A 24,849-nucleotide genomic window follows, 5' to 3' on the forward strand; every position below is an offset into this window, starting at 1 on the left:
CAGCGCGGCTCCGTGCAATGACTTGTGCTGCTTCGGGCGGCCGCGCGCAGCGCTCACAGCACCGCGTCCTCGGGATTGAAGGTTTCCGACTTGTCGAACTGGCGGCCAATGACATAGGGCCGCGCGATGCATAGGAGGTGGATCAGCATCAGCGCTGAGCCGATCGGTATGGCGAGATAGATCAGGCCGAAATTCCAGTTGAACACCGGTGTTTCCTGATCCCAGGCGAAGCGGACGTACTGGATGCCGAGCCAGGTCATGGCGATGAAGGTGATGGCGAGGACGACGACGACAAGCACGCGCGTCAGCTGCGCGGCGCGCGTCGGCAACACGTCCTGCAAAGCCTCGACGGCAATGTGGGCGCCATAGCGCAGGACCAGTCCGGAACCGATGAAGCCGACCCAGACCATCATGTAACGCGACATTTCCTCGACCCAGAGGAAGGAATGGTTGAACAGGTAACGCGACACGACGTTGGAGAACACCAGCACGGACATCGCGGCCATCAGGGCAATCACCACCCAGCGATTGGCCCCGACCAGCACCGCTTCCAGGCGTGCGCCCATCCCGCCGCCCGTGGTTTCGGGCTGTGGAACTACCGCCATGTCCATTCCTCCGCGTTTGTTGCGTCGACCGGCCTGCCATGCACCAAGCATGCATATCGCCGATCGCCGGGCTCCTTTGATGACTAGCGTATCAGATACCATATCTCAGGCGCAAGATTTTTTGGTAAGATCGCGCCATGTCGAACGCCAACCACCTCGATCCCGCCGAGCAGCGCATCGATCGTCCGCGGTCGCTGGTGGATATGGCCGTGGAGCGCATCCGGGCCGCGATCGTCGACGGCCGGCTCGGCTTCGGCGAGCAGGTATCGGAAATCGGCCTCGCCACCACCTTCGGCATCAGCAAGACGCCGGTACGCGAGGCTCTGCTGCGGCTCAAGCTCGAAGGCCTGGTGGACATCCATCCGCAGCGCGGCAGCTTTGTTTTCAGCCTTTCCGGGCAGCAGGTGCATGAGCTCATGCAGTTCCGCGAGCTGATCGAGTCGGCCGCCCTGGGCGAAGCCATTCGCGAAGACCGGGCAGCACTCTCCCGCATGCTGGAAGACAATCTGGCGGCCATGGCACGCTGCGAGGCGGAAGGAAAAATGGAACTGATCCCGGCGCTGGATTCCGACTTCCACGAATCCATCCTCAAGGCCTGCAGCAATCCGTATCTCCGTGCTTCCTATGCTCTGATCGGCTATCGCTTCCAGGCCCTGCGTTCTCGCCTTCCGGCGCAGAACAAGAAGGTGGACGACTGCCAGCAGAGCCATGGCGCCATCCTCGACGCCGTGACTGCCGGCACCACGGCCCGCGCCCAGAAGCTCCTCAAGGAACACATCCGCAGCACCGAGTCGGCCTATCTGGAGGCCAGCCGCAAGGCACGCGTCGCTGCCTAACAAGGCATGCGCTTGCGACTAGAATCAGCCCGAACCAAAACCGGGTATGCCTGAGCGGATCCGGGCGGGCTGCGCATCCCCGCTCGCCGCTGGACCCCAAACACCAGCGGCGCACCGCCGACCTGAACAATCATCTTGGAGCAAGCGATGTCCGCAGCAAGCAATCCCGTCGATCCCGGCGGGCTACTCGAATACTCCGTGGTCTACACCGACCGCGCCCTGAACCACATGTCGCAGGCCTTCCAGGGCGTGATGCGTGACATCTCCGCCACGCTCAAGCGGGCCTATGGCGCGGACGCCGTGGCGGTGGTGCCCGGCGGCGGCACCTATGCCATGGAAGCCGTGGCGCGCCAGTTTGCCGGCGGCGCGAACTGCCTGGTGTTGCGCAACGGCTGGTTCAGCTTTCGCTGGTCGCAGATCCTAGACATGGGCGGCTTCGCCGAGGCAACGACGGTGCTCAAGGCGCGGCGGCAGGGCGAGGGCGCGCAGGCGCCGTTCGCGCCCGCGCCGATCGCCGAGGTGGTGGCGACGATCCGCGCCCAGCGTCCAGCCGTGGTGTTCGCACCTCACGTGGAGACCGCCTCCGGCATGCTGCTGCCCGACGATTACCTGCGTGCCGTCGCCGCAGCCGTGCGCGAGGTCGGCGGGCTCTTCGTGCTCGACTGCATCGCGTCCGGCGCGCTCTGGGTGGACATGCGCGCGATCGGCGTCGATGTGCTGATCAGCGCGCCGCAGAAGGGCTGGAGCGGCCCCTCCTGTGCCGGGCTGGTCGGCCTCGGCGAACGGGCCATCGCACGCATGGCTGAAACGACCAGCAGCAGTTTCGCCTGCGACCTCAAGAAGTGGCGCCAGATCATGGAGACCTACGAAACCGGCGGCCATGCCTACCACGCCACCATGCCCACCGATGCCCTGCGCCACGTGCGCGACGCGATGCGCGACACCGAGAGCTTCGGATTTGAACTGGCACGCACCCGGCAACTGGAGCTGGGCGCCCGCGTGCGCGCCATGCTCGTCGGCCACGGTTTTCCCAGTGTCGCCGCGACCGGGTTCGAGGCGTCCGGCGTGGTGGTGAGCTACACCACCGATCCGGCAATACAGTCGGCGCAGAAATTCGTTGCGCTGGGCTTGCAGGCCGCCGCCGGGGTGGCTTTGCAGTGCGACGAGGGTGCCGATTTCAGGAGTTTTCGCATCGGCCTGTTCGGCCTCGACAAGCTGGGCGATGTCGAACGCACGGTGGCCTTGCTGCAAGACGCGGTGAAGCGCCTCAGCTGATCCCCCGCCGGCGAAGCGAAAAGTCGGCGCCCCACAGGGACTTCCTTCGGTCGGCGACACGGCGAGCCGCCCGCGTTCCGCGTTATCCGCTATCCTTTCGGGCATGCAAGTCGTGCTCATCAGCGGCCTTTCCGGGTCCGGCAAGTCCATCGCGCTCAACGTGCTGGAGGACGCCGGTTATTACTGCGTCGACAACCTGCCGGCGCCGCTGCTTTCGGAACTGGTATCCCACCTGCGGATGGAGGGGCATAAACTCGTTGCGGTGGCGGTGGACATGCGTGGCGGGTCGAGCATCGCGGCGTTGCCGCCGCAGCTGCGCACGCTCGAAGCGGACGGCATTACGCTGCGCTTCCTGTTCCTCGACGCGCGTGACGATGTGCTGATACAGCGTTTCTCGGAAACCCGCCGGCGCCACCCGCTCGCCGGCGACGACGTGACGCTGGAGGAGGCCATCGCCCGCGAACGCGAGGCGCTGGAGATGCTGGCTTCGCTCGGCCACCACATCGACACCAGCGACCTGCGGCCGAATGCGCTGCGCGCCAGCATCAAGGATTTCGCCGTGCTCGACGAGCGCAGCGGGCTGATCCTGCTGTTCGAATCCTTCGGCTTCAAGAACGGCATTCCGCTCGACGCCGACCTGGTGTTCGATGTGCGCTGCCTGCCCAATCCGCATTACGATCCGGCGCTGCGCCCGCTCACCGGGCGCGATGCCGAGGTGATCCGCTTCCTCGCCGCGCAGCCGGAAGTGATGCGCATGGAATCCGACCTGCGCCGCTTCATCGGCGACTGGTTGCCGGCTTACGTGCGCGACAACCGGTCCTACCTGACGGTCGGCATCGGCTGCACCGGCGGCCAGCACCGCTCCGTATACCTGGCGGAAAGGCTGGCCGCGCATTTCGGCGAGTCGGCGCGCGTGCTGGTGCGGCACCGCAGCCTGATCGAATGAACCCGCAGATCCCGGACGGACTGCGCGAACTGCTGGCGCTGGCGGCGGGCGCGGGCCAGGCTCCCTGGCGCACGCTGCTCAGGCCCGGTGACTGGCTGCTGCTGTTGTGCTGCGCCGCGCTGGTCGCGGCGTCCTATCCGCTGCTGTGGCGCGGCGGGGTGGCGGACCGCGCCATCGTCAAGCGCGACGGGCGACTGGTCACCGAACTGGCGCTCAACGTGGCGCGCAAGTACGAGGTCACCGGCGCCATCGGCACCACCGTGATCGAAGTGCAGCCGGGCCGCGCCCGCGTGCTGTCCGACCCAGGGCCGCGCCAGTACTGCGTTCAGCAGGGCTGGCTGTCGCGCGCCAACGCGGTGGCGATCTGCGCGCCGAACCACGTCACGCTGCAGCTCGCCGGTCGCGGCGGGGCGCATGCCGATTATGACACCATCAACTATTGAGCTGCCGGTCACGGCCGACGATTACCGCATCGCGCGCTACGCGGCGGCGGCGATCGCGCTGTCGGTGGCGGAAACCGCCCTGCCCAGCCCGCTGCCCGGCATCAAGCCGGGGCTGGCCAACATCATCGTGCTGGTGGTGCTGGCGCGCTACGGTTGGCGCGACGCGGCCTGGGTCAGCCTGCTGCGCGTGGTTGCCGGCAGCCTGGTGGTCGGACAGTTCCTCGCGCCGGGCTTCTTCCTTGCGCTGGCCGGCGCCCTGTGCAGCCTGGCTGTGCTGGCGGCGGCGCAGCACCTGCCGCCGCGCGTTTTCGGCCCGGTATCGGCCAGCGTGCTGGCGGCCTTCGCCCATATCGGCGGCCAGTTGCTGCTGGCGCGCGCCTGGCTGGTGCCCCATGACGGCGTGTTCTACCTGCTGCCGCTGTTCGCCACGGCCGCGCTATTGTTCGGCAGCATCAACGGCCTGGTCGCAGCGCGCCTGCTGGCCGCACCCTCCACGGAGTCGCCGACGCCATGATCGTTCCTCTGTTTCCCCTCGGTTCGGTGCTGTTTCCCGGCGGACGGCTGCCGCTGCGCATCTTCGAACAGCGCTACATGGACATGGCGAAGGCCTGCTTCAAGGAGTCCGGATCCTTCGGCGTCTGCCTGATCGCCGCCGGCGAGGAGGTCGCCCGGCCCGGCGAGAAGCCGGCCGAGCCACACTCGGTAGGCACGCTGGCGCATATCGCCGACTGGGACATGCAGCAACTGGGAGTGCTCGACATCGTCGCCCAGGGCGGCGAGCGCTTTCGCCTGAAACGCCATTGGGCAGAGGCATCGGGCCTGTTGTGCGGCGAGGTCGAGCTGATCGAGTCGCCGCCGGTGCTGCCGGTGCCGGGCTCCTATGCGCGCCTGGTGCCGCTGTTGCGCGCCATCATCGACGACCTCGGTGCCGCCAGCGGCGCGCCGGCCGCACCGCACCGCTTCTTCGACGCCGGCTGGCTGGGCATGCGTTATGCCGAAGTGCTGCCGATTCCGCTCGTCGCCCGGCAGAAGCTGCTGGAAATCGAGGACAGCATCGACCGGCTGGAAATCATCTATCGCTTCCTCGAAGGCAAGGGCCTGTTGCCGGAAGCTTGAAGTCCTTCCAGGATGCGGCGCACCGGCGCCGGCACGCCGGCCGTGGCGAGTTCCTCGTCGTTTAGCCAGCACAGGCCGGGTTCCATCGCCGCTGATGAAGGCTCGACGTCCAGCAGCAGCGGCGCGATGCGCAGGCGAAAATGGCTGAAGGCGTGGTCAAGAGTCGGCGCCGGCGCGACGGCGATGACACGGCAGGCGAAGCGTCGCGTGGCCCACTGGCGGGCATCGGCTGCTTCCGGCAGTTCCGGCAGGGACAGCAGGCCGCCCCAGATACCCGCCGGCGGACGGGTTTCGAGCAGGATGCGGCCCTCGTGGCGCAGCACCAGCAGCGTCGCCTCGCGTCGCGGGATCGCCTTGCGCGGCTTCGGCTCAGGCAACTCGCCGGTGCGGCCGGAGGCGAGCGCGACGCAGATGTCATCGAGCGGGCAGGATTCGCAGCGCGGCTTGCCGCGCTTGCAGACGGTGGCGCCAAGGTCCATCTGCGCCTGGTTGTAGGTGCCGCCGTCGCGCTTCGGCATCAACTCGCCGGCCAGTCGCCACAGGCGCTTTTCCACAACCGAGTTGCCAGCAAAGCCCTCGACGCCAAAGGCGCGGCACAGCACGCGTTTGACGTTGCCGTCGAGGATGGGCGCCTGCGCGCCGAAACAAAAGGTGGCGATGGAATTGGCCGTGGAGCGGCCGATGCCGGGCAGGCCGGCAATCACATCGGGGTGGTGGGGGAATTCGCCGCCATGCTCGCGCATCACCGCCAGCGCGCAGGCGTGCAGGTTGCGCGCGCGGGCGTAGTAGCCCAGCCCGCTCCACAGCGCCATGACGTCGTCGACCGGCGCGGCGGCGAGGTCGGCGAGCCGCGGAAAGTGCCGCAGAAAGCGCTCGTAGTAAGGCACCACGGTCGCCACCTGGGTCTGCTGCAGCATGATTTCCGACAGCCAGACGCGATAGGGATCGGTGGTGTTCTGCCACGGCATGTCGTGGCGGCCGTGGCGCTTGTGCCAGCGGATCAGACGCGCAGCAAAGCTGCGCGCCTGAGGCAATGAACCGGCCTTCCCCCCGGCCCCCTCCCCGTGGGAGGGGGTGACTACGGTTCGCCGCTGGCGCGGCTCCATGGTCTTGACGGCGTTCCCTTGGGGCGGCCCGGCGGGGATGCTCACCCCTTGACCGGCTTCACGCGACTCGCGGCGAGTTTCGCCCGCTGCCGCGCTTCGTCGGTGGTATCGGCATTCGCCACCGCCACGCCCATGCGCCGCTTGACGAAGCTCTCCGGCTTGCCGAACAGGCGCAAGTCGGATTCGGGCACCTGCAGGGCTTCGGCCGCGCCTTCGAAGGCAATGCCCTTTTCCTCCATGCCGCCGTAGATCACCGCCGAGGCGCCGGGCCGGCGCAGGCTGGTGTCCACCGGCAGGCCGAGGATCGCGCGCGCATGCAATTCGAATTCGGAAAGGCGCTGCGTGGCCAGTGTTACCAGGCCCGTGTCGTGCGGGCGCGGGCTGACTTCGGAGAACCAGACCTGGTCGCCCTTGACGAACAGCTCGACGCCGAAGATGCCGCGTCCGCCCAGGTTGGAGGTCACCGCACGCGCCATGTCGCGCGACTTCTGCAATGCGACCGGCGTCATCGCCATCGGCTGCCAGCTCTCGACGTAATCGCCATTCACCTGCACATGGCCGATCGGTTCGCAGAAGAAGGTTTCGACCGCGCCGCTGGCGCCGACGGCGCGCACCGTGAGCTGGGTGATTTCGTAGTCGAAATCGATGAAGCCCTCGACGATGATGCGACCCGCGCCGACGCGGCCGGCGGCCTGCGAGTAGTCCCAGGCCTGCTGCACCTCGGCGGCGGATCTCACCAGCGATTGGCCCTTGCCCGAGGAGGACATCACCGGCTTGATCACGCAGGGATAACCAATGCCCGGTTTGTCAGACCCGTCGATGGCGGCCTGCAGCTCGGCCAGCGAGTCGGCGAACTTGTAGGGCGACGTCGCCAGCCCGAGTTCCTCGGCGGCCAGGCGCCGGATGCCCTCGCGGTTCATGGTCAGTTGCGCCGCGCGCGCGGTGGGAATGAACTCGGGGAAATGCCCGGCCACGCCGTCGCGTTCCATCTCGACCAGCGCGGCGGTGGCGATGGCCTCGATCTCGGGCACCACCAGCGCCGGCTTCTCCTTTTCGATCAGCGCGCGTAGCGCGGCGCCGTCGGTCATGTTCACCACGTGGCTGCGGTGCGCCACCTGCATGCCGGGAGCATCGGGGTAGCGATCGACGCCTATGACTTCGCAGCCCAGGCGCTGCAATGCGATAATGACCTCCTTGCCCAGTTCGCCGCAGCCGAGCAGCATGACCCGCGTGGCGGAAGGGGAAAGCGGAGTGCCGATACGTTTGGCGATGCCCATCAGGTGCTCCAGAAAAATTACAAGTCGCCGATTTTAGAGCCAGTTGACGGTCATCCCCAATGAACCAGCCGTTCCCCATCCAGTTCGACAGCCGAGCCCTGCGCGACGCGCTGGGCGAGTTCGCCACCGGCGTCGCCGTGGTCACCGCGCGCGGCGCCGACGGCCAGCCGGTCGGCGTCACCATCAATTCCTTCGCCTCGGTTTCGCTGGAGCCGCCGCTGGTGCTGTGGAGCCTCGGCCTCGCGTCGCCCTCGCTGGCGGCCTTCGAATCCTGCAGCCATTACGCGGTGAACATCCTCGCCGCCGACCAGGTCGAATTCTCGCAACGCTTTTCGCAGGCCCAGGAGGACCGCTTCGTCGGCATCACCACGACGGTCGGCGCCGGCGGCACCCCGCTGCTGCCGGGCTGCAGCGCCTGGTTCGAATGCCGCAACGAGATCCGCTATCCCGGCGGCGACCATGTCATCCTGGTCGGCTTCGTCGAGAACTTCCGCCGCGAGTCGAAGGCGCCGTTGGTCTTCCACGGCGGGCGTTATCGCGAGCTGGCCTGATCCGGAGCCGTTGGCGTCACGGCTGCGCCTGGTAGGCCGCGCGGATCGCCTCGATGCGCTGCCGGTTCACGCCGAAATCCTTGCGTCCGATACGGCTCGCGCTGCGCAGTTCGATCACGCCGGACGCCGGATTGACCCAGAACTCAAGGTCGTCCACGAACTTCAGCCAGCGCGTCTGCGCCAGGGCGTAAAGGTAGTCGGGCCGCTGCTCGACGACTTCGATGCCCGGCATGCCCCGCAGCACGCCTTCCAATACCCGCAATGACGGTGCCGCGCCGCCGGCCTTCAACGGCAGCGGCTTGATGTCCGCGTAGTCACGCTGCGGATGGCCGGGATGGAGCGCGGCCTGGCTGGAAACGCTGTTGGGCGTCGGCGACGGAGCTTTCAGGCGCGACTGGCTGACGCCGAGGTCGGCCGGACGGCTTCCACTGAGCGCGCCGAACTGGATCGCGATGGTGGCGACCACGAGCAGGGCCAGGAGAATGTAGAGGGTGGCTTTCATTTGCACTGGGCTCGCATTGGTGCTTTCAGAAGTCGGCGCCCCACAGGGACTTCCTTTGGTCGCTGGCAATACTGTGTGAATCAGGTACCAGCTTTCGTTGGCGGCAAAAATCTGCTGTTGGCAACAGCTTACAGGCATCCGGCAAGCTGATCCAAGAAGCCGTCCGGTGTCACTAAAGCCGCTGACCGAACAACCCCCCCAAAAAAAAGCCCCACCAAATTCAGGTGGGGCGAGCGGCCTGAATGTGCAGGCCGAGGAGGAGACGGGGGTGGAACGGTCAGGTCAGTGCGCCTGCGGGTTCCAGCTGAAGAGGCTGCGCAGCGACAGGCTGGCGCGGGTGGCTAGCGAGGGTCCGATGGCGCGGCGGCCGGGCTTGGCGTTCTGCGGGTTCCAGGAGAATAGCGGACGCAGGGCCTCGCCGGCGTCGGCCAGGGATCCGGCCAGCAGCCGGACATAGACCACGAGGCGGGCGGTCATCAGCCCCTGGATGCGGCGCATTTCCTCGGCGCGCATTGCCCGGGCTTGTCTGAGGATCTCGTTGGTATCGTAGGTTTCCATGTTGGCTTCCTTTCTGCTGCGATGCAAAATCGCGTGACTGCAATGTAATTACTTTTACGGCTAATCACAATAAATACTTAAGTCACAACATTGATGAAAAATATTCCATAATTGCTCCATGGATCGTGCTGGTGAGATGACTGCCTTTGTTCGTGCCGTGGAAACCGGAGGGTTTACTGCGGCAGCGCGGGATTTGGGTTTGACCCCTTCCGCGCTGTCGAAGCTGGTGACCCGGCTGGAAGATCGCCTGGGCGCGCGGCTAATGCAGCGGACCACGCGCCGCCTGCAATTGACGGCCGAAGGTGAGGCCTTCTACAGCCGGGCGCGGGACATCCTGGCGGCGATCGCCGAGGCAGAGGCGGAAGTGGCGGAAGCCGGCGCCAGCCCGCGCGGCCAGTTGCGCCTGCATTGCGGCTCGACCTTCGGCATGCACCAGTTGGCGCCGGCAATACCGCGCTTCCAGGCGCGCCACCCGGCGGTCGGCATCGACATCACGATCAGCGACGAGCGGCTGGATATGATGCAGGAGGGCGTGGACCTGGCGATCCGCATCGGCCCGCTGGAGGAATCCTCGCTGGTGGCGCGCCGCATCTGCAACCTCGAGCGGGTGATCTGCGCTTCGCCCGACTACCTGGCGCGCCACGGCACGCCGCGCACGCCGGACGAACTGCAACGCCACAACTGCCTGTGGATGACCAGCCAGCCCGCGCTGCGCCGCTGGCCCTTCGATACCGACGACGGCATCCGCGTCGTCCATGTCGATGGCAACGTCGTCACCAACAATGCCGAGACGGTGCTGCAACTCGCCGTCGCCGGCGTAGGTGTCACCCGCTTGTCGGATGTGGTGGTGGCCGAGGCCATCCGCGCCGGCACGCTGGTGCCCATCCTTTCCGATTGGCACCACGTCGAACCGGTGCCCCTGTTCGCCACTTATCCGAGCGGCCGCAACCTGTCGCCCAAGGTGCGCGCCATGGTCGATTTCCTGGTCGAGGAATTCGGCGGCGCGCCCTGGCGCAGACCGCGCTGACGCGGCCTGCGATTCCGCCGCACAATGACGCCATGGCCACCCTGATCCTCCATCCCGGCAAGGAGAAATCCGTCCTGCGCCGCCACCCCTGGCTGTTCTCCGGTGCCGTCGCGCGGCTCGATGGTCGCGTGCGGCCGGGCGACACGGTCGATGTCGTATCGCACGAAGGCCGCCCGCTGGGCCGCGCGGCATGGAGCCCCGCCTCGCAGATACGTGCCCGGATCTGGAGCTTCGACGCCGAAGAGACTATCGATCACGCCTTCTTCAAGCGCCGCGTGGCGGCTTCCGTCGCGCGCCGCGCCGCGCTGCCGGAACTCGCCGGGCAGCAGGGCTTGCGTTTGATCCACGCCGAATCCGACGGCCTGCCCGGTGTCGTCGCCGATCGCTATGGCGATACCGTGGTGCTGCAACTGACCACCGCGGGCGCCGACAAGTGGCGTGGCGCCATCGCCGACTCTTTGCTCCGGGCCACCGGCTGCGCGCGCATCTACGAACGTTCCGACGTCGAGGTGCGCAAGCTCGAAGGCCTCGAAGCCGTCACCGGCTGGCTGCACGGCCAGGCGGCCGACGAGGAACCGGTGATCGTCGAAAACGGCATCCGGATGACGGTCGATTTCGTCGGCGGCCACAAGACCGGCTTCTACCTCGACCAGCGCGACAACCGCCGCCGCGTCGCCGAACTGGCGCGGGATCGGCGCGTGCTCAACTGTTTCTGCTACACGGGGGGCTTCTCGCTGCAGGCATTGGCCGGCGGCGCGCGCGAAGTGGTGTCGGTGGACAGCTCCGGCCCGGCGCTGGCTACCGCGCAACGCAACCTGGCGCTGAACCCCCAACTCGATGCGGCGCGCGCCGTATGGCGCGAAGCCGATGTCTTCGCCGAGCTGCGCAACCTGCGCGCCGCCGGCGAACGCTACGACCTGGTCATCCTCGACCCGCCCAAGTTCGCCAACACCGCGGCGCACGCCGACCGGGCAGCGCGCGCCTACAAGGACATCAACCTGCTGGGCCTGCAACTGCTCGCCCCTGGCGGCCTGCTGATGACTTACTCATGCTCGGGAGGCATCGGTGCCGAACTGTTCGCCAGGATCCTCGCCGGCGCCGCGCTGGATGCGGGACGCACTGCGCGCATCGTGCAGCATCTGCACGGCGCCGCCGACCATCCGGTGGACCTTGCCTTCCCCGAGGGCGAATACCTCAAGGGCCTGCTGCTGCAGGTGGATTGAAAAGTCCTGTCTCCGGCCGTGCCGGAGACGGTATCCCTTGCGGGCGGCGCTACTTTTTCTTCGCTTCCTCGTAGGGCGCGATCTTGTCCGCTGTCAGGCGGTAGCCGGCGGAACCCCAGGGCGTGTTGGCGTACTGCAGGCTCATGGTGCCGCTGACCCAGACCGAGTCCATGCTGTTCAGCTTGCTCACAGGCGTTTTCGTCACGACGTGGATGATCTGGTTGGCCGGCGGCGGCGGGCTGTGGATGCAGGCGCCGAAGTAGGGCACCAGGATGAATTCGGAGACTTTGCCGCCCTTGTTTTCGAGCGGAATCGCGAAGCCGGGCAGCCTGACCTTCGCCCCTGCCATCGTCGGCACGGTCGGCGCCGCGTCCCACAGCGCCTTCATCTTATCCAGCGCTTCCATGGCGCGCGGGTCTGAGTCCTGCAGCTTGCCGAAGTCGAGCGCCTTGAGGTCCTTGGCCGGGTCCCAGTCCCTGGGCACCAGCGCTTCCCATTTGATGTCCCGGTAATCGTCGGCCGCGGTTAGCGGCGGGGCGAGGCAGAGGGCGAGCAGGAGCAGAAGTTTGCGCATCGGGTTCCTTAGGGTCTGTTCTCAATCATCCGGCGGATGGCGTTGAGGCCAGACGTGGATGGATGCAAGGCGGAGGACGCCGGCAAGGGTAATCCCTTGCCAAGTCCGACAACGCCGCAGACGCCGCGTCTGGCCTCAACCCGAAGGGCCGGGTCAAATCGGGCGCGCTGCGGCGTTGCGGCTCCTTGCAAGATATGAATATCGCGGCGTCGCCGCGCCTTGCATCGCATCCCGATTTGATCCCGGCGCCACCGTCGCATGATTGAGAACAGACCCTAGAGTTTCGGCGTCAGGCCGTCGGCCAGCGACATGCGCCACGCGCGCCAGCCCGGGATCAGGCTGGCGACCAGCCCCGTGGCAATGACCGCGCCGATCAGGGCGAGTTCCGCAGTACCAGGCCAGCGCGTGCCGAGTACCACGCCGAGGCGGTCTAGCAACCAGGGCGCGGCGAGGCTGCTGGCGACGGTCAGCAGAGCGAGGCCGAGCAGCGCGCCGGCGGCGGTGACCAGCACGCCCTCGGCGGTCAGCATCAGGAACATGTCGCCCGGCCCGGCGCCCAGCGCGCGCAGGATGGCGAGTTCGCGGCGGCGTTCGTTGAGCCCGGCCAGCAGCGTCGCCGCCAACCCGGCCAGGCCGACCAGCACCACCAGCGCGGAGACGGCGAGCAGGGTGCGTTCCAGCAGCGCGATGCTCTGCCACAGCTCGTCCAGCGCCACGCCGGGCAAGACCGCCAGCAGCGGTTCGCCACGATACTGGTTCACGAAGCGCTGCATGCGGAACACGTCGCCGCGCTGCTTGAGGCCGACCAGCGCGGCGGTGATTTGTTTCGGCCGCAGGTCGAACTTGGCGACGAATTCCGCCGGGATATTGACACCCGGCATGGGCGCGCCGCCGACCCAGTCGAGGTGCAGCGCGCTGATCGATTCGAGGCTGACATGCACCGTGCGGTCGACCGGCGTACCGGTCGGGGCGAGGATGCCGGTGACGCGGAAGGGCTTGTCGCCGTGTTCCGGTCCGAGTTCGCCGAGGCCGTGGCTGAGGATGATCTTGTCGTCCAGCCGGTAGCCGAGGCCTTGCGCCACCTCGCTGCCGAGCACGGCCTCGAAGACCCCGGCGAAGGGCTTGCCCTGACGCAAGCGCAACTCTTCGCGGTCGCCGTAACGGAAGCGGGCGAAATAGTCGGCGCTGGTGCCGAGCACCGCGAAGCCGCGGTGCGAATCGCCCAGCGACAGCGGCAGCGCCCAATCGACGGCGGGGTGGGTGGCGATCATCTGATAGCTGTCCCAGGCGATGTTGTTGCTCGCCGCGCCGGCATGGAACACGGCGTAGAGCATCAACTGCACGCTGCCGGTGCGCGCGCCGACCACCAGGTCCACGCCCGACACCGACTGGGTGAAGCTCTGCCGCGCGTCGACGCGGATGCGCTCGACCGCCAGCAGCAGCGTCACCGCCAGGGCGATGGCGACCAGCGTCAGGCCCAACGTCAGGCGCCGGCTCCAGGCCGAGAGCGCGGCAAGGCGCAGCACGGCTTTCATGCCGCGACTTCCTGCGCCGTGCGATTGATTTCGTCCAGCGCCACGACGCGATCGAAATGCCCTGCCAGCCGCCGGTCATGGCTGACGAACACCAGCGTTGCGCCGACGGCCGCGGACTCCTGCAGCAGCAGGTCGATGAAGACCTGCTGGCGTTCGGCGTCGAGCGCCGAAGTCGGTTCGTCGGAGATCAGGATTTCCGGCCGCCCGATCAGCGCGCGCGCCGCGGCGACGCGCTGCTGCTGGCCGACGGAAAGCTCCCCGGCCGGCTTGCGCCAGCTTGCGGTGTCGAGGTCGAGGTGGCGCAGCATGCGCTCGGCCTCGGCGCGCGGGTCGGCGCCGGCGCGTTCGCGGCGGCGCGCGGAAAAGGTGCACGGCAGCAGCACGTTGTCGATCGCCGGCAGCCAGGGCAGGAGGTTGAACTGCTGGAACAGGAAACCGATGTGGTCGGCGCGAAAGCGGTCGCGGGCGCGGCTGGAGAGCCGCGTGATGTCGGTGCCGAGCAGTTCGATGCGGCCCTGCTGCGGCAGCGCGACGCCGCCGAGCAGGCCGAGCAGCGTGCTCTTGCCGCTGCCGCTGGCGCCGTGCAGGAAGACGCGTTCGCCGGCGGCGAGGTCGAAGCGCGCAATGTCGAGGCAGATCTCCGCCTGTCGCGGCCAGCGAAATACCAGGTCGGTGATTCGCAGCGCCGTCATGCTTCGGAGCTTACCAGTTCAGCAGGGGATTCTTCGGCGTCAGCCGCTGCTTGCCCTGGCCCGCGGGCCCAACGCGCTGGGCTTCGAGACGGTAGAGTCGCTTGAAGCTCTTGAATATGCTGGTTTCGATGCCTTTCAGCGCGGCGGGGTTGGCGCAGCGATAGCTGTAGCTCGCATCGACGTCACCATGGTCATCGGCTCCGACCTTGGCGCCGAATGCCGGCATCACGATCTTGGGCGTTTGCGCCTTGCAGTTGGCGGCCGGCGTCGGCACGAACAGCGCCGCATCGGCGAGGGTTTTTTCCGTCGCGGCGAGCGCTGCCTTTTCGCGTTCGTTCCGCGGCGCGCGCTCGAAGCCGACCGCGGCATCCAGCGGCAGCTCCAGGCTGATGGCGATGCTGTCCTTGTCGATCACGACGTCGAGCTTGCCCTCGCCGTGGGCGTGCTGGGCATGGGCGGGCAGGGCAAACGCGGCGAGCAGGGTGAGCAGATGAATCGGATGCATGGTATGTCTCCGGGTAGCGGTCAATGCGAGTGCCCGCCGCTGCCGAACACCACCACGGCGATGCCGGCGGCGAGCAGCAGGCCGTGCCAGCCGACCGACTGCGTTTCGCGCTTCAGCCGCGGCATCAGGTCGGCGATGGCGATGTAGAGGAAGCTGGCGGCGGTGATGGTGAGGATGTAGGGAATCCAGTCGCGGGCATTGTCGAGGGCGAAATAGCCGATGATGCCGCCGGCCACCGCGGTCAGGCTGGACACGCCGTTCCACAGCAGTGCCCGGCCGCGCTTCCAGCCGGCGGCGAGCAGGATGGCGAAGTCGCCGGCTTCCTGCGGCACTTCGTGGGCGATGATGGCCAGCGTGGTGCCCCAGCCCAGCGCGGGATCGGCGAGGAAGGCCGCCGCGATCAGGAGGCCGTCGGTGAAGTTGTGGAAGCCGTCGCCGACCAGGATGGACAAGGTCTCGCCCTGGCTGCCGGCGGCTCCGTGCAGGTGGTGGTGGCTGTGGGTGTGGTCGTCGCACTGCTGGCCGCCCTGGTGCATGTCGGATTCGCCGCTGGCATGGGCGTGGCGCCACAGCGCGTATTTTTCCAGGATGAAGAAGGCGAGGATGCCGCCCAGCAGCAGCGGAAACACCTCGCGCGGCGCGAGTCCGCTTTCCAGCGCCTCGGGCAGCAGGTGCAGCGTCGCGGTCGCCAGCAGCAGGCCGGTGGAAAAGCTCACCGTGAAGCCCAGCCACTTGCGCGGCAGCCCGAACATCACCAGCGCGGCGGCGGCCACGCTGAGCAGGCCGCCGAGCAGGCAGGCGAGGACGATCTGGGTGAGCAGGGGTGCGGACATCGGGGCTGGAGAGTGCGGGCGCCGTGGAACGGGAGGCACCATTCAATCACAGCAAGGCCACTAATGCAACAGTGTTGCATTTGAAGGCGGGCTGTGGTTTCATGCGCGCATGGCTCGCGCAACCGCTACCACCGAAGACTCCCTGTCGTCCGAACTGATCCGCGCCGCCGGCGTCAAGGTGACGCGCGGCCGGGTGCGCGTGCTCGACGCGCTGCGCGCGGCGCGCCAGCCGCTGTCGCATGCGGAAATGGAAGCGCTGCCGGCCGGCGCCGGCGATGCCGCGATCGACCGCGTCACGCTCTACCGCGTGCTCGATTCGCTGGTGGCCTGCGGCCTGGCGTTGAAGGCCGTGGATACGCGCGGCGTGTTCCGCTTCTCCGCCGCCGGGTCGCAGCGCCAGCATGCCAAGCACGTCCATTTCCGCTGCACGGGTTGTGGCGGGGTGTTCTGCCTCAAGGCCGAGCCGCCGCCGCCGCCCAGGCTGCCACGCGGCTTCCGCCTGCAGCAGGTCGAGTTCGACCTGCGCGGGCTGTGTGCCGGCTGCGGTGCGGGTACCTCATGAGGGCCGCATGAGGCGCCCCCGCCGCCAAGTCCTGCTGGCCTGCTGGCTGGTATTGCAGTTGCTGTTTGGCCAGCAACTGGCGCTGGCCCACATGGTTGGCCATGTCGGTGACGCCCTTGCCCATGCCGTCGCCGGCGGCGATGCCGGTGCCAGCGACGAAGACAGCGAGCATGGCGGTGCCGAAGCGCTGACCCATGCCTGCTCCGCCTGTGCCAGTGGCCTGGGCGCCGACATGCTGCCCGCTGCCGGGCAGCCTGCCCGTTTCGACCCGCGCTGCCGCGATCAGGGACTCTCCTGTGCCGTGTCGCCAGTGCCGACTTTCGGCTCGTGCGCCGCCTTTCGCAGTCGCGCACCTCCCACGTTCCAGGCCTGATCCGGATTCTTCCGCCCGGCGCCCCGCGTCGGGCCTGTCCCTGTCTACCTGGAGTACGTCATGAACCACGTGTCATTGTTCGCGCTGGCTGCCGCCGGTGCGCTATCGGCATTTCCCGCCGTCGCCGCCGACGCCGACCTGCAATCCCTGCGCGACGAGATCGCGCAGATGAGAAAGTCCTACGAACAACGCATCGAGTCGCTGGAGAAGCGCCTGGTGCAGGCCGAGTCGACCTCGACCCAGGCCAAGGCCGCCGCCGACAAGGCGGCCACCCAGACGGCCCGTGCCGGCGAGGCCAAGGCCAATGCCTTCAATCCCGAGATCGGCCTCGTCCTGCAAGGCCAGGCCAAGCGCATGAAGGATGTACCCGAACGCGCCGTTTCCGGCTACTGGCCGGCCGGGCACGAACACGGCGACAAGCGCGGCCTGTCGCTCGAACATTCCGAGCTGATGCTCTCGGCCAACATCGACCCGAACTTCCGCGGCGTTTCCCGCTTCGGCGTCACCGGCGACGGCGAAGTGGAGGTCGAGGAAGCCAGCGTGTCGACGCTGGGCCTGGGCAACGGCTTTACCGTGCGCGCCGGGCGCTTCGCCTCGGACATCGGCTACCAGAACGCACAGCATCCGCACGAGTGGGACTTCGCCGACGCCACGCTGATGCAGAAGGTGCTGTTCGGCAACGAGGGCTATCGGCAGGACGGCGTGCAGCTGAAGTGGCTGGCCCCGACGCCCTTCCTGTTGCAGTTCGGCGCCGAGGTCGGCCGCGGCGCCGGCTTCCCCGGCACCGACCGCAACAAGAACGGCAGTGGCGCCGGCGCGATCTTCGTCAAGACCGGCGGTGACGTCGGTGCGTCGAACGCGTGGCAGGCGGGGCTGTCGCTCTTGCACACCAAGGCATCCGACCGCGCCGCACATTTCGAGGATACCGGCGGGGTCGAGGCGGAGAGCTTCTTCAGCGGCAAGAGCCGTACCGCCATCGCTGACTTTGTCTGGAAGTGGGCGCCGAACGGCAATGCCTCGGATCGCAGCCTGAAGCTGCAAGGCGAGGTTTTCCGCCGCACCGAGAATGGCACCTGGCGCTGCGATGACGCCGATGCGGCCAATGCCACCACCTGTACCGGCGGCGCGGCGCTGGGCGATCTGTCGACTCGCCAGAGCGGGGGCTATGCATCGGCCGTGTTCCAGTTCATGCCGAAATGGCGCGCCGGCTACCGCCACGACTGGCTGGCCAAGGGCACCAAGTCCTTCGACAGTGCCACGGTATTCGGCCTGCTCGATGCCGGCAACCATTACTTCGCCGACTTCAAGCCGCGCAAGGACAGTGTGATGCTGGACTGGAGCAACTCGGAGTTCTCGCGCCTGCGCCTGCAGTACTCTCGTGACAGGGCGATGATGGGTGTGACCGACAACCAGGTGACCTTGCAGTACATCATGAGCCTGGGCGCCCACGGCGCGCACAAGTTCTAAGGGGCGGCAATGAAGAAACTTTTCGTGATTCTGGCCGCGGTGTTGGCCCTGCCGGCGCAGGCGGCGCTGAACGTGCTGGCCACGGTGCCGGAATGGGCGGCACTGGCGCAGGAAATTGCCGGCGACAAAATCAAGGTGAGTTCGGCCACCACGGCCTTGCAGGACCCGCACCACATCGATGCGCGGCCTTCGCTGATCGCCCGGGCGCGCAACGCCGATCTGCTGCTGGCCACCGGTGCCGAACTGGAGGTCGGCTGGCTGCCGGTGGTGCAGCGCGAGTCGGGCAATCCGCGCATCCAGTCCGGGCAGCCGGGGTATTTCGAGGCGGCCGGCGCGGTGCGCATGCTGGAAGTTCCGGCGCGGCTGGATCGCGCCGACGGCGACGTCCATGCCGCCGGCAACCCGCACATCCAGACCGATCCGCGCAACATGCTCGCCGTCGGCGAGGCGCTGGCGGCGCGCCTGGCCCAGGTCGACCCGGCAAATGCCGCGGCCTACCGCACGGCTTACGCCGCCTTCGCCGACCGCTGGCGCGCACAGATCAAACGCTGGGAAGCGCAGGCGGCGCCGCTGAAGGGGGTGGCCGTGGTTTCGCAGCACAAGGCCTGGGCCTACCTCTACGACTGGCTGGGCATGCGCGAGGTGGCCGCGCTGGAGCCCAAGCCCGGGGTCGAGCCTTCGCTGGCCCACCTGGCCCTGGTGCGCGACCAGGCGGCGACAAGCCGTCCGCGCATGGTGATCCGTGCCGCCTACAACTCGGCGCGACCCGCGGAGTGGTTCGCGCGGGAGGCGAAGGTGTCGGCCGTGGTGCTGCCATTCACGGTCGGCGCGCCCGAGGCGGCCGACCTGACGGCACTGTTCGAGACCACCGTGCAGCGCCTGCTCAAGGGCTTGTGAGGTGAGCGCTGCCGTGTCCGATCTCGGCCTGCTGGCGGCGCCCTTCGCCGCCGGGCTGGTGGTGCTGGCGACCCACGTGCCGCTGGGCATTACCGTGCTCCGGCGCGGCATCATCTTCATCGATCTTGCCGTGGCGCAGGTGGCGGCGCTGGGCGTCATCGTCGCCGGACTGGCGCATCTCGACGACCATTGGGGCGGCTTCGGCGCCCAGCTTGCGGCGGGAATCGCCGCCCTGGCCGCGGCGGCACTGCTGACGTTCTGCGAGCGACGCTGGCCGGACATTCAGGAAGCCCTGATCGGGCTGCTGTTCGTCTTCGCCGCTGCTGCCGGCATCCTCTTGCTGGCAGGTAACCCGCACGGCGGCGAGCATCTGCGCGACCTCCTGGCCGGCCAGATACTCTGGGCGGGCTGGGGCCAGATCGGTGTCGTGGCCGCACTGTCGGCCGTCGTGCTGGCCGGCCGGGCGTGGTTCGCGCGTCGCGGCGGCGGCGAAGGCTTTGCTTTTTACGCGCTGTTTGCCGTCGCCGTCACCGCCTCGGTGCAACTGGTCGGCGTACTGCTGGTGTTTGCCAGCCTGATCGCGCCGGCGGTGGCTACCCGCGCCCTGGGCGGCAATCGCCGCCTGGCCGGCGCCTTCGGCGTCGGCGCGCTGGGCTACGGCGGCGGGCTCGCCGGCTCGCTGGTGTTCGATCTGCCGGCCGGCGCCGCCATCGTCTGTTTGCTGGTGCCACTGGCCGTCGCCGGCCTGGTTGTCTGGCGCCGTCCCGCCAGCGCCGACTTTTCCTGATTCCATTTTGACAAGGGGATTCACCATGAAAACCAATGCAATCGTTCTTGCGGTCGCACTGACCGCCTTTGGCGGCGCGGCCGCCGCCACACCGCAGGCCGAGCATGCCACGCATGCGCGCGAGCATCAGTCCTGGGCCAAGGAGCATCAGGCCTGGCGCAAGGACCACGAGCGTGCACGCAAAGCGCTCGCCAGCCTGCAAAAGGACATCGACGAGCACGAGAAGGCAATTGATGAGCATGAGAAGGCCATGGCCGAACATGGCGCCCGCATCAAGGCCCACGAGGACGCGCTCAAGGCCGGCAAGGCCGATCCGGCGTTGGCCGTGGAACACAAGAAGCAGGCCGCGCAGCACCGCGAGCATGCACGGCACCACAAGGCGATGGCGAAACACCACGCCGAGGTGATGGAGGTCGTCAAACGCATCGAACGGCTGACCGGGAAGCCGGCGCACTGAGCATGAACGCGCCATGTGAGTTGCCGCCGAGTGCCACGATCGTTGCGCACTGCGCCGAGGCCGGCGACCTCGCCGCCATCTTCGAGGAGGCGGTGCAGATCGCCGTGCTGCCGCGGGCAGTGGATGCGGGGATTTCGGGCTATCTGGCTCGGGCGGCGGCGACCGGCAGGCTGTGCAGCGGCTTTCGGGCCGAGCTGGGGACTGGTGAGGGCTCCGGCAAGTCCGAAATCGACCTGCCTGACCTGCCTGGGCGCGAGGCCTTGGTCGGCGACATCACCGGATTGGCTGAACTGTATGGCGATCTGCTCGGTTGCAGATCCGTCGGATTGCGCCTGGAAGTCATCGAGCGCGCGATGTGCCCGCGCTTCCATGTCGACCATGTCGGCATTCGCATGCTGTGTACCTTTCGCGGGCCGGGAACGGAATGGCTGGACGCCGCCGCTGCCGATCGCAACTTACTCGGCGCGCGTAGCGGCGGCCAGCCCGACGAGACATCGGGATTGATCCGAGACTCACGTGGGATCCATGCCGTGCCACCATTTGCCGTCGCGCTGCTAAAAGGCGACCTGTGGCAGGGCAATGCCGGCAGGGGCATCATCCACCGATCACCCTCAGTGCTCGTGGAGCAAGCACCACGCATATTGGTCGCGATCGACGCTATCTGGGACTGATGCGGAAAGGGGGCGCGGCCACTGTCCGAGTTTCCCGCCCGTTCGGGAACTGATCCCTCGTTTATACTGACCGGCCCCCAACACAGGCAGCGCGACGGAAGCTGCGCCAGATCAGTGGCAGACGAAGACGATCTGATGTCCCTCGATTTCACGGTGCCCGGCGCGTTCAATGCGCCGCCGGCGCAGCCGGCCGCGTCCGAACTCGCGCTGGTACCGCTGAACGAGCTGCCTGTGCCGGCGCAACCCGAGCCGCCCGCGCCACCGTTGCGGGCGCCACTTCCAGCGGCCCTGGCCGAGGCCGCGACCCTGTATGCCGCCGGGCAGGAACTGGATGCCATGCGCCGGCTGGAGTCCGCTCTCAAGAGCGGCGAGGATCTGGGGGATGCCGCGCTGCGGGCCTGGGGCGGCCTGTTCGACCTGTTGCAGGTTCTCGGCCGCCGGCCCGCTTTCGAGGCGCTGGCACTGACCTTCGCGCGGCGCTTCGAGAAGTCGCCGCCGGCGTGGACCGCGGCGGCCGAAAGCGAGCACAGTGCCACCGAAACCACCGGCGGCCGCGCCCACGTCTCGCTTACCGGCGCGCTCAATGCCCGCGTCGGTGAAGTGCTCAAGCAGACCATGAAGCTGGCGGCGACCAGCCCCATGGTGCGCATGGACCTGGCCAAGCTCGAGGATGCCGACAATGACGGCGCCACGCTGATGATGCGTGCCCTTGCCGCGCTGAAGAAGGCGCGCAAGGAGTTCGTCTTCGGCAGTCCCGACCACCTGGCGCAACTACTGTCGGCCAAGCTGGTGGTGGGCGAACGCAGCAACGAGGCGATGTGGCTGCTGTTGCTCGAGCTCTATCAGCAGGCCTATCGGCAGGACGCCTTCGAGGAGGCGGCAGTGAACTACGCGATCACCTTCGAGGTCTCGCCGCCATCCTGGGAAGCCCTGCCGGAACGGCGCGACGAGGCGCCGGAGCTGTCGTCCCTGCCGCCGCCCAAGGCCGAGGGCTTCAGCCTGCACGACCAGCTGCTGGGCGCCGCCGTGGCTGACTTCGCGCCGCTTGAAGCCGTGCTGGCCGGGCGCGACGATTACGACATCGACGCGCGCAAGCTGGTGCGCATCGACCAGCCCAGCGCGAAAAGCCTGCTCGAGGTACTGACGCGGCTCCAGGCCGCGGGCAAGAAGCTGCGCATCGTCGGCCTCAGCACCCTGATCGCCGCCTTCCTCGAACTGCAGGGCTTTGCCGATGTCGCGGAACTGCGCGCCAAGGCCATCTGAACCGATACGCGGGGAATTCCATGGAGCAATATCACGGCACCACCATCCTTTCCGTGCGCCGCGGCAACTGCGTTGCGCTGGGCGGCGACGGCCAGGTGACGCTGGGCAACATCGTGATCAAGGCCACCGCGCGCAAGGTGCGGCGCCTCTACAACGAGCGCATCCTGGCCGGTTTCGCCGGCGGCACCGCCGACGCCTTCACCCTGTTCGAGCGCTTCGAGGCCAAGCTGGAACAGCACCAGGGCAAGCTGATGCGCGCCGCCGTGGAACTGGCCAAGGACTGGCGCACCGACCGCATGCTGCGCCGCCTCGAAGCCATGCTCTCCGTCGCCGACCGCGACCATTCGCTGGTCATCACCGGCAACGGCGACGTGCTGGAGCCGGAACACGGCATCGTCGCCATCGGCAGCGGCGGCGCCTACGCCCAGTCGGCGGCGCGCGCATTGCTGGAAAACACCACGCTGACACCGGCGGAAATCGTCAGGAAGTCGCTGGAGATCGCCGGCGACCTGTGCATCTACACCAACCAGAACCACCTGATCGAGGTTCTGGAATGACCCAGATGACGCCCGCGGAGATCGTTTCCGAACTCGACAAACACATCGTCGGCCAGTCGCGCGCCAAGCGCGCGGTGGCGATCGCGCTGCGCAACCGCTGGCGCCGCATGCAGGTTGCCGAACCCCTGCGCACCGAAATAACGCCGAAGAACATCCTGATGATCGGCCCCACCGGCGTCGGCAAGACCGAGATCGCGCGCCGCCTGGCGCGGCTGGCCAATGCGCCCTTCATCAAGATCGAGGCGACCAAGTTCACCGAGGTCGGTTATGTCGGTCGCGACGTGGACACCATCATCCGCGACCTCGCCGAAACGGCGATCAAGAACGGCCGCGAACACGCCATGCGCATCGTCCGCGACCGCGCCATGGATGCCGCCGAGGACCGTGTGCTCGACGTGCTGCTGCCGTCTGCAAGAGTCGGCGCCGGCGACACGGCGAGCGAGGACTCCGGTACGCGCCAGAAATTCCGCAAGAAGCTGCGCGAAGGCGAACTCGACGACAAGGAGATCGAGATCGAAGTCGCCGCGCCCCAGGCCAGCATGGAGATCTTCGCCCCACCCGGCATGGAGGACCTGACGCAGCAGATCCAGGGCATGTTCCAGAACATCGGCGGCGGCAAGAAGCGCGTGCGCAAGATGAAGATCCGCGACGCGATGAAGTCGCTGGCGGACGAGGAAGCGGCGCGCCTGATCAACGACGAGGAAGTGAAGACCGAGGCGTTGCGGAACGTCGAGCAGAACGGCATCGTCTTCCTCGACGAGATCGACAAGATCGCCTCGCGCTCGGAAGCGCACGGCGCCGAAGTCTCGCGCCAGGGCGTGCAGCGCGACCTCCTGCCGCTGGTGGAGGGAACGACCGTCAGCACCAAGTACGGCATGATCAAGACCGACCACATCCTGTTCATCGCCAGCGGCGCCTTCCACATCGCCAAGCCCTCGGACCTGATACCGGAACTGCAGGGCCGCTTCCCGATCCGGGTCGAACTCGATTCGCTGTCGGTCGATGATTTCGAGCGCATCCTGACCCAGACCGACGCCTGCCTGACGCGACAGTACCAGGCGCTGCTGGCGACCGAGGAGGTGGCCCTGGAATTCGGCGCGGACGGCATCAAGCGCCTGGCCGAAATTGCCTACCAGGTCAACGAAAAGACCGAGAACATCGGCGCGCGCCGGCTCTACACGGTGATGGAAAAGCTGCTCGAGGAAATCTCCTTCGATGCCGGCCAGCGTGTCGGCGAAAAGCTTGCCATCGACGGCGCCTACGTCGACGCGAGGCTGGGCGAACTGGCGAAAAACGAAGATCTCTCGCGCTACGTGCTCTGAATCCGATGCTGGAGAGAATTCTCGGCATCGTCTTCCCGATCTATGCCGTGGTCGCCGTGGGCTATGCCTACGGACGCTGGAAGAAGCCCGACATGGCCTTCGCCAACCAGCTCAACATGGACATCTTCGTCCCGGCGCTGGTGTTCGCCGCGCTGGCCTCCAGGTCCTTCGACATCGCGCAGAACCTGCCGCTGCTGCTCGGCGCCACTCTCGTGGTGCTCGGCACTGGCCTGCTGGCCTGGCCGGTGGCGCGCCTGCTGGGGGTCGCCAGCAACACCTTCGTGCCGCCGATGATGTTCAAGAATTCCGGCAACATGGGCCTGCCGCTGGCGGTGCTCGCCTTCGGCGAAGCCGCGCTGCCGGCCGCCGTGGTGCTGTTCTTCGTGGAGAACTTCCTGCATTACTCGCTGGGCACCTGGATGCTCGACCATCATGCCCGGTTGTGGAACCTGTGGCGGGTGCCGGTGATCGGCGCGGCGCTGGCGGGGCTGGCGGTGAGCCTGTTGCAGTTTCCGCTGTGGCAGCCATTGTGGCTGGGGGTCAAGATGCTGGGCGACGTGTCGATCCCGCTGCTGCTGTTCTCGCTCGGCGTGCGCCTCACCGACAGCCGCCACGCCGACTGGAAGATCAGCATCGCCGGGGCGCTCACCACGCCGCTGGCCGGCGTGCTGGTGGCGCTGCTGGCGAACCATCTGCTCGGGCTGAGCGGGCGCGATGCGGCGATGCTGGTGCTGTTCGGCGCGCTGCCGCCGGCGGTACTCAACTACATCTTCGCCGAGCGTTACCGGCAGGAGCCGGAGCGCGTCGCCTCCATCGTGATGGTCGGCAACACCGCCTCGCTGCTGGTGATCCCGCTGACCCTGGCCTGGGTGCTGAAATAGCGGCGCGC

At 67.6% G+C, this 24,849-nt stretch carries 30 protein-coding genes; 20 read left to right on the forward strand and 10 right to left on the reverse strand.

What is annotated here, in order from left to right; genetic code table 11:
* Positions 1–53 precede the first annotated feature (53 nt).
* Positions 54–605 carry a TRAP transporter small permease gene (locus tag J0M27_RS07470; protein ID WP_294989303.1) on the reverse strand — a complete coding sequence of 184 codons (552 nt, stop codon included), beginning with the start codon at positions 603–605 and terminating at the stop codon, positions 54–56.
* A gap of 137 nt (positions 606–742) precedes the next feature.
* Between J0M27_RS07470 and J0M27_RS07475 the strand changes: the two genes are divergently transcribed.
* The 6 genes from J0M27_RS07475 (at position 743) to J0M27_RS07500 (ending at position 5,221) form a co-directional block, all read left to right on the forward strand.
* Positions 743–1,441, forward strand: a complete 699-nt coding sequence (locus tag J0M27_RS07475) for a GntR family transcriptional regulator (RefSeq protein WP_294989306.1) — start codon at positions 743–745, stop codon at positions 1,439–1,441.
* A gap of 147 nt (positions 1,442–1,588) precedes the next feature.
* Positions 1,589–2,716, forward strand: coding sequence for an aminotransferase class V-fold PLP-dependent enzyme (locus J0M27_RS07480; RefSeq protein WP_294989308.1), 1,128 nt, complete (start codon positions 1,589–1,591; stop codon positions 2,714–2,716).
* A 103-nt stretch (positions 2,717–2,819) separates the two neighbouring features.
* Complete coding sequence (gene rapZ / locus J0M27_RS07485; RefSeq protein ID WP_294989311.1) at positions 2,820–3,662, forward strand: RNase adapter RapZ; 843 nt, start codon at positions 2,820–2,822, stop codon at positions 3,660–3,662.
* Positions 3,659–4,105: a NusG domain II-containing protein gene (locus J0M27_RS07490; RefSeq protein WP_294989314.1), complete on the forward strand. Its 447-nt coding sequence runs from the start codon at positions 3,659–3,661 to the stop codon at positions 4,103–4,105. The genes rapZ and J0M27_RS07490 overlap by 4 nt, the downstream gene beginning before the upstream one ends.
* Positions 4,086–4,619, forward strand: a complete 534-nt coding sequence (locus tag J0M27_RS07495; protein ID WP_294989478.1) for a Gx transporter family protein — start codon at positions 4,086–4,088, stop codon at positions 4,617–4,619. The genes J0M27_RS07490 and J0M27_RS07495 overlap by 20 nt, the downstream gene beginning before the upstream one ends.
* The gene (locus J0M27_RS07500) at positions 4,616–5,221 is read left to right on the forward strand and encodes an LON peptidase substrate-binding domain-containing protein (RefSeq protein ID WP_294989317.1); all 606 of its coding nucleotides are present in this window, start codon (positions 4,616–4,618) and stop codon (positions 5,219–5,221) included. The genes J0M27_RS07495 and J0M27_RS07500 overlap by 4 nt, the downstream gene beginning before the upstream one ends.
* On the opposite strand, the gene mutY is transcribed toward J0M27_RS07500, so the two are convergent.
* Together mutY and purT are read right to left on the reverse strand one after the other, a co-directional pair.
* Complete coding sequence (gene mutY, locus J0M27_RS07505; protein ID WP_294989320.1) at positions 5,179–6,255, reverse strand: A/G-specific adenine glycosylase; 1,077 nt, start codon at positions 6,253–6,255, stop codon at positions 5,179–5,181. The genes J0M27_RS07500 and mutY overlap by 43 nt on opposite strands.
* A gap of 113 nt (positions 6,256–6,368) precedes the next feature.
* Positions 6,369–7,604: a formate-dependent phosphoribosylglycinamide formyltransferase gene (purT, locus tag J0M27_RS07510; protein WP_294989323.1), complete on the reverse strand. Its 1,236-nt coding sequence runs from the start codon at positions 7,602–7,604 to the stop codon at positions 6,369–6,371.
* A gap of 59 nt (positions 7,605–7,663) precedes the next feature.
* On the opposite strand from purT, the gene J0M27_RS07515 reads away from it, so the two are divergent.
* Positions 7,664–8,155: a flavin reductase family protein gene (locus J0M27_RS07515; protein ID WP_294989326.1), complete on the forward strand. Its 492-nt coding sequence runs from the start codon at positions 7,664–7,666 to the stop codon at positions 8,153–8,155.
* A 16-nt stretch (positions 8,156–8,171) separates the two neighbouring features.
* On the opposite strand, the gene J0M27_RS07520 is transcribed toward J0M27_RS07515, so the two are convergent.
* Complete coding sequence (locus J0M27_RS07520) at positions 8,172–8,657, reverse strand: DUF1499 domain-containing protein (protein WP_294989328.1); 486 nt, start codon at positions 8,655–8,657, stop codon at positions 8,172–8,174.
* 282 nt (positions 8,658–8,939) lie between these two features.
* Entirely contained in the window at positions 8,940–9,215 is a 276-nt protein-coding gene (locus J0M27_RS07525; RefSeq protein WP_294989331.1) for a hypothetical protein, read from the reverse strand.
* 136 nt (positions 9,216–9,351) lie between these two features.
* Between J0M27_RS07525 and J0M27_RS07530 the strand changes: the two genes are divergently transcribed.
* Both J0M27_RS07530 and J0M27_RS07535 read left to right on the forward strand, forming a co-directional pair.
* A complete protein-coding gene (locus J0M27_RS07530) occupies positions 9,352–10,242 on the forward strand; it encodes a LysR family transcriptional regulator (RefSeq protein WP_294989334.1) in 891 nt (296 codons plus the stop codon).
* A gap of 32 nt (positions 10,243–10,274) precedes the next feature.
* On the forward strand, positions 10,275–11,465 hold the full coding sequence (locus J0M27_RS07535) for a class I SAM-dependent methyltransferase (RefSeq protein ID WP_294989337.1): 1,191 nt from the start codon (positions 10,275–10,277) through the stop codon (positions 11,463–11,465).
* A 49-nt stretch (positions 11,466–11,514) separates the two neighbouring features.
* On the opposite strand, the gene J0M27_RS07540 is transcribed toward J0M27_RS07535, so the two are convergent.
* The 5 genes from J0M27_RS07540 to J0M27_RS07560 all read right to left on the reverse strand — a co-directional run bounded on the left by J0M27_RS07540 (position 11,515) and on the right by J0M27_RS07560 (position 15,604).
* A complete protein-coding gene (locus J0M27_RS07540) occupies positions 11,515–12,039 on the reverse strand; it encodes a DUF3299 domain-containing protein (protein WP_294989340.1) in 525 nt (174 codons plus the stop codon).
* A gap of 275 nt (positions 12,040–12,314) precedes the next feature.
* On the reverse strand, positions 12,315–13,574 hold the full coding sequence (locus J0M27_RS07545; protein ID WP_294989343.1) for an FtsX-like permease family protein: 1,260 nt from the start codon (positions 13,572–13,574) through the stop codon (positions 12,315–12,317).
* The gene (locus J0M27_RS07550) at positions 13,571–14,266 is read right to left on the reverse strand and encodes an ABC transporter ATP-binding protein (RefSeq protein ID WP_294989346.1); all 696 of its coding nucleotides are present in this window, start codon (positions 14,264–14,266) and stop codon (positions 13,571–13,573) included. The genes J0M27_RS07545 and J0M27_RS07550 overlap by 4 nt, the downstream gene beginning before the upstream one ends.
* A 10-nt stretch (positions 14,267–14,276) precedes the next feature.
* Positions 14,277–14,771 carry a DUF2796 domain-containing protein gene (locus J0M27_RS07555; RefSeq protein ID WP_294989349.1) on the reverse strand — a complete coding sequence of 165 codons (495 nt, stop codon included), beginning with the start codon at positions 14,769–14,771 and terminating at the stop codon, positions 14,277–14,279.
* Positions 14,772–14,791: 20 nt separating this feature from the next.
* Positions 14,792–15,604, reverse strand: a complete 813-nt coding sequence (locus J0M27_RS07560; protein ID WP_294989352.1) for a ZIP family metal transporter — start codon at positions 15,602–15,604, stop codon at positions 14,792–14,794.
* A gap of 109 nt (positions 15,605–15,713) precedes the next feature.
* On the opposite strand from J0M27_RS07560, the gene J0M27_RS07565 reads away from it, so the two are divergent.
* From J0M27_RS07565 to J0M27_RS07615, 11 genes are all read left to right on the forward strand, one after another.
* Positions 15,714–16,166 (forward strand): transcriptional repressor, encoded by a 453-nt coding sequence (locus tag J0M27_RS07565; protein ID WP_294989355.1) that lies wholly within the window; start codon positions 15,714–15,716, stop codon positions 16,164–16,166.
* A gap of 7 nt (positions 16,167–16,173) precedes the next feature.
* Complete coding sequence (locus J0M27_RS07570) at positions 16,174–16,539, forward strand: hypothetical protein (protein WP_294989358.1); 366 nt, start codon at positions 16,174–16,176, stop codon at positions 16,537–16,539.
* Positions 16,540–16,599: 60 nt separating this feature from the next.
* Complete coding sequence (locus J0M27_RS07575; protein WP_294989361.1) at positions 16,600–18,006, forward strand: TonB-dependent receptor; 1,407 nt, start codon at positions 16,600–16,602, stop codon at positions 18,004–18,006.
* Positions 18,007–18,015: 9 nt separating this feature from the next.
* Positions 18,016–18,903: a zinc ABC transporter substrate-binding protein gene (locus J0M27_RS07580; RefSeq protein ID WP_294989364.1), complete on the forward strand. Its 888-nt coding sequence runs from the start codon at positions 18,016–18,018 to the stop codon at positions 18,901–18,903.
* A 13-nt stretch (positions 18,904–18,916) separates the two neighbouring features.
* A complete protein-coding gene (locus J0M27_RS07585; RefSeq protein ID WP_294989367.1) occupies positions 18,917–19,690 on the forward strand; it encodes a metal ABC transporter permease in 774 nt (257 codons plus the stop codon).
* A 25-nt stretch (positions 19,691–19,715) separates the two neighbouring features.
* Positions 19,716–20,147: a hypothetical protein gene (locus J0M27_RS07590; RefSeq protein ID WP_294989370.1), complete on the forward strand. Its 432-nt coding sequence runs from the start codon at positions 19,716–19,718 to the stop codon at positions 20,145–20,147.
* Between the two features lie 2 nt (positions 20,148–20,149).
* On the forward strand, positions 20,150–20,818 hold the full coding sequence (locus J0M27_RS07595) for a DUF1826 domain-containing protein (RefSeq protein WP_294989373.1): 669 nt from the start codon (positions 20,150–20,152) through the stop codon (positions 20,816–20,818).
* A 135-nt stretch (positions 20,819–20,953) separates the two neighbouring features.
* A complete protein-coding gene (locus tag J0M27_RS07600; RefSeq protein WP_294989376.1) occupies positions 20,954–22,081 on the forward strand; it encodes a hypothetical protein in 1,128 nt (375 codons plus the stop codon).
* 20 nt (positions 22,082–22,101) lie between these two features.
* Positions 22,102–22,638: an ATP-dependent protease subunit HslV gene (gene hslV / locus J0M27_RS07605; RefSeq protein ID WP_294989379.1), complete on the forward strand. Its 537-nt coding sequence runs from the start codon at positions 22,102–22,104 to the stop codon at positions 22,636–22,638.
* On the forward strand, positions 22,635–23,960 hold the full coding sequence (gene hslU, locus J0M27_RS07610; protein WP_294989381.1) for an ATP-dependent protease ATPase subunit HslU: 1,326 nt from the start codon (positions 22,635–22,637) through the stop codon (positions 23,958–23,960). Before hslV ends, hslU begins: the two co-directional genes overlap by 4 nt.
* 5 nt (positions 23,961–23,965) lie before the next feature.
* Positions 23,966–24,841 (forward strand): AEC family transporter, encoded by an 876-nt coding sequence (locus J0M27_RS07615; RefSeq protein ID WP_294989383.1) that lies wholly within the window; start codon positions 23,966–23,968, stop codon positions 24,839–24,841.
* Positions 24,842–24,849: the final 8 nt, after the last annotated feature.

Origin of the sequence: Sulfuritalea sp., from assembly GCF_017302275.1 — a bacterium.
Lineage (GTDB): Bacteria > Pseudomonadota > Gammaproteobacteria > Burkholderiales > Rhodocyclaceae > Sulfuritalea.